Source organism: Mesorhizobium sp. M7A.F.Ca.CA.004.04.2.1, assembly GCF_004022825.1.
In the GTDB taxonomy this organism is placed as follows: Bacteria; Pseudomonadota; Alphaproteobacteria; order Rhizobiales; family Rhizobiaceae; genus Mesorhizobium.
The window spans coordinates 1-4,482 of the sequence record NZ_RZPH01000468.1; the positions used below are offsets into that span (position 1 = coordinate 1).

Here is a 4,482-nt window from a genome sequence, read left to right on the forward strand (position 1 = left end):
GCCCTCGACCACCAAGCTGGTCGACGCCAAGGTGACGGTGAGGATGCGCGAAACCGGCGGCCGCGCCATCGAGCGTTCGCTCAACATCGGCGTCCGCCCGCAAGGCCATATGATCGGCATCCGTCCGGATTTCGCCGACAATGAAGTGCCGCAGGGCGGCACCGCCAAGTTCAGCCTGATCGCCGTCGATCCCGACGGCAAGCGCGAGGCGCTGAAAGGCGCGCAGTGGACGCTGGTCAAGGTCGAACGCAATTACCAGTGGTACCGCTCCAACAATTCCTGGAACTACGAGCCGGTCACCTTCACCAAGTCGATCGCCAACGGCCAGGTCGACCTTAGCGCCGACGGCGGCGCGACGGTCTCCGTGCCGGTCGATTGGGGTCAGTACCGCCTCGAGGTCGAGACATCGGATCCCGAGGGACCGGCGACAAGCTACGAGTTCGATGCCGGCTGGTATGTCTCCTCGACCACCACCGAAACGCCTGACGGCCTCGAAATCGCCCTCGACAAGGACAATTATGCCGCCGGCGAAGTGGCCAGGCTGAAAGTCTCGCCGCACTTTGCCGGCGAACTTCTCATCAACATCGGTTCCGACAAACTGTTGAAGACCGTCACGGCATCCGTGCCGGCCGGCGGCAGCACGGTCGACATACCGGTCGGCGACGATTGGGGTGCCGGTGCCTATGTCACGGCAACCCTCTTCCGGCCGGGCGATGCGCAGGAAACGCGCATGCCGGCCCGCGCCATCGGCGTGAAATGGCTGAAGGTCGATCCGGGCTCGAAAAAGCTCGCCATCACCTTGACGCCGCCGGACAAGACCATGCCGCGCCAGCAGCTGTCGATCCCGGTTTCGGTCGCCGGCGTGCAGCCGGGAAGCAATGCCTACGTCATGGTTGCCGCCGTCGATGTCGGCATCCTCAACCTGACCAACTACAAGGCCCCGGATCCGGAGAACTGGTTCTTCGGCCAGCGCATGCTGGGCATGGAAATCCGCGACATATACGGCCGCCTGATCGACGGCTCGCTCGGCAACACCGGCAAGCTCAGGACCGGCGGCGACGGCGCCAACATGCAGGCGCAAGGCAACCCGCCGACCGAAAAACTGGTCGCCTTCTTCTCCGGCATCGTCGAACTCGATGCCGACGGCAAGGCGCGGGTCGACTTCGACATCCCGCAGTTCAACGGCACCGTGCGCGTCATGGCCGTCGCCTGGACCAAGGATGCGGTCGGCCACGCCCAGTCCGATGTCATCGTGCGCGATCCCATCGTGATCACCGCTGGCCTGCCACGCTTCCTGGCGCCTGGTGACGCCGCCGTCATGCGCCTAGACGTCGCCGACACCGATGGTCCGGCCGGCGACTATGCGTTCTCGATCGAAACAACGGGTGACCTGTCGACCGGCGACAAGCCCCTGCCCCAGAAGCTGACGCTCGCCCAGGGCAAGCGCCAGACGCTGACCGTGCCGCTGGTCGCTCAGACGGCCGGCAATGCCTCGCTCACCGTCAAGCTTGCCCATGCCGACGGCACCAAGGTCGAGCAGACGCTCTATGTGCCGGTGCGCCCGGCGCAATTGCCGGTGACCACCCGGCTGGTGGTCGACCTCAAGGGCAATGGCGGCGCGCTGCGCGTCGACAAGGAACTGCTGGCAGCCAGCCTGCTCAATGGCGCCTCCGTCAGTGTCGGCGTTTCGCAGGCCGCCGCCTTCGACGTGCCGTCGCTGCTGATGACGCTCGACCGCTACCCCTATGGTTGCGCCGAGCAGACCACCAGCCGCGCCATGCCGCTTCTCTACGTCAATGAGTTGGCTTCCGGCGTCGGCATGGCCAGCGACCCCGATATCCATGGCCGCATCCAGGACGCCATCTATAAGGTTCTGAGCTATCAGGCCTCGGGCGGCAGCTTCGGCCTGTGGGGTCCGGGCTCCGGCGATCTGTGGCTTGATTCCTATGTCACCGATTTCCTGACCAGGGCGCGCGAGCAGAAATACGACGTGCCGAGCCTGGCCATGAACCAGGCGCTGAGCAATTTGCAGAACTCGCTCGGCTATGACCAGAGCGTCCAGGACCGTGGCAGCGAGATCGCCTACGCCCTCTACGTTCTGGCCCGCAACAAGAAGGCCTCGATCGGCGACCTGCGCTACTATGCGGATACCCAACTCGAAGCTTTCTCAAGCCCGATGGCCGTTGCCCAGCTGGCGGCAAGCCTGGCGCTCTACGGCGATACACCGCGCGCCGAAGCCACCTTCAAGACCGCCTTGCAGTTGGCAAAGTCCACCACCGACTACGACTACTACCGCTCCGACTACGGTTCGCGGCTGCGTGATGGCGCGGCGATGCTGGCGCTGGCGGCGGAATCGAAGCCGGTGCCGACCATCGTGCCGGAACTGATCAAGCTGGTGACCAGGGAACGCGCGGAAGCCCGCTGGACCACCACCCAGGACGAATCCTGGATGCTGCTGGCGGCCCGCGCGCTGAAGGAGGGCAATGATACGATCATGCTGGCCGTCAATGGCGCGGCGCATTCCGGCGGCTACTCCAACCAGGTGGAAGGCTCTGACCTGGCCGACAGCCCGCTGACCATCGCCAACACCGGCAAGACCCCGCTGCAGGCCGTCGTCACCACCGTGGCGTCGCCGGTCCAGCCCTTGCCGGCCGGCGGCGACGGCTTCACCATCAACCGCACCTACTACAAGCTCGACGGCACCGAGGCCAATGTCACCGAGGCGACGCAGAACGAACGCTATGTCGTCGTGCTCAAGGTCAACGAGCAGAACAAATGGCCGTCGCGCCTGCTGGTCACCGACCTGTTGCCGGCCGGCTTCGAGATCGACAATCCCGGCCTGGTCTCCAGCGCCCAGTTGACGAACTTCTCGTGGCTGGCGCAGACCGATGCCGCGCATCTCGAATTCCGCGACGACCGTTTCGTCGCGGCGTTCAACCCGGCCGACGGCGATCATGACCACAATCTGACGCTCGCCTATGTCGTGCGCGCGGTGACGCCTGGTACCTATGCGCACCCGGCGGCAACGGTGGAGGACATGTACCGGCCGCAATATTCGGCCCGCACCGCCACCGGCATGATGGAGGTCAAGGCGCCGTAAGGCGCCTTGGCGAATATGAAAGTGAGGCTTGTGCTGCCCCCCATTGCCCTGCCGGGCATTTCTCCCCGTATAGTGACGGGGAGAAAGAGGCCTGCAACAAAGCTTTCGCCAACTTTGAACGTTGCTGGAAAAGCGCCAAGGGCCATGACAGCACCCTTCTCCCCGTCACTATACGGGGAGAAGGTGGCGGCAGCCGGATGAGGGGCGGCGCCATGCTTTCCAAGAAGTTCCTTCGTCGCACGGCCGTTGCAGGAGCCTCCCTCATTGGACTCACCGCAATTGCCGCCACCACCCTCTGGGCGCTCGACCGTGCCTTCCCACCCCCGCTTCCAGCCGAACTCACGGTCTCCACCGAAGTCCAGGACCGCGACGGCGAATTGTTGCGCGCCTTCGCCACGCCGGACGGCTACTGGCGGCTCGAAACCCGCCTCGACCAGGTCGACAAGCAGTTCGTCGACATGCTGGTCCCCTACGAAGACAAGCGTTTCTGGGACCATGAAGGTGTCGACGTGCTGGCGCTGGCCCGCGCCGCCGGCCAGTTCGCCACCAGCGGCCGCATCGTCTCCGGCGGCTCGACGCTTTCGATGCAGCTTGCCCGGCTGATCGAGCCGCGCGAAAGCCGCAGCCTCGGCTCCAAGGTCAAGCAGATGCTGCGCGCCATCCAGATAGAGCGGCGGCTGTCGAAACGCGAGATCCTCGAACGCTACCTGACGCTGGCGCCTTATGGCGGCAATCTGGAAGGCGTGCGCGCCGCCTCGCTCGCCTATTTCGGCAAGGAGCCGAAACGGCTCACCGTTTCCGAGGCCGCCCTGCTCGTCGCTCTGCCGCAACTGCCGGAAAAGCGCCGGCCCGACCGCAATTTGAAGATCGCCCACGCCGCCCGCGACCGGGTGCTGACCCGAATGGTCTCCTCCCGCCTGCTCGGCGAGCGCGAGGCCGCACGGGCCTCCCTCGACGATGTCTCGGACCTGCGCCGCACGCTGCCGGCGCTCGCCGCGCACGCCGCCTATGCGATGTTGCCCAAGGCCGTCCCCGGTCAGCCCTTGCAGCTGACGATCCGCAAGAGCGTCCAGGAGGGGCTGGAACAGGTGGCGAGGGACGCGGCCACCAAGCTCGGCCCCCGCCTGTCGGTCGCTATGGTGCTGGCCGACTCCCGCACCGGCGACATCCTTGGCGAAGTCGGCTCGGCCAATTTCTTCGACGCAAGCCGCTCCGGCTGGATCGACATGACAAAGATCGTCCGCTCGCCAGGCTCGACGCTAAAGCCCTTCATCTACGGTTTGGCCTTCGAACAGGGCCTGGTGGCGCAGGAAACGCTGATCGACGACAGCCCCGTCGATTTCTCCGGCTACCGGCCGAAGAATTTCGACATGGGCTACCAG

At 65.4% G+C, this 4,482-nt stretch carries 2 protein-coding genes; both read left to right on the top strand.

From position 1 onward, the window contains the following. Positions 1-3,100 (top strand): alpha-2-macroglobulin (locus EN893_RS20200; protein ID WP_164900976.1); only part of this gene is annotated, 3,100 nt, incomplete at its 5' end. A 212-nt stretch (positions 3,101-3,312) separates the two neighbouring features. Further along, positions 3,313-4,482, top strand: a 1,170-nt coding sequence (locus tag EN893_RS20210; protein WP_245490870.1) for a transglycosylase domain-containing protein, incomplete at its 3' end; no start/stop codon positions are given.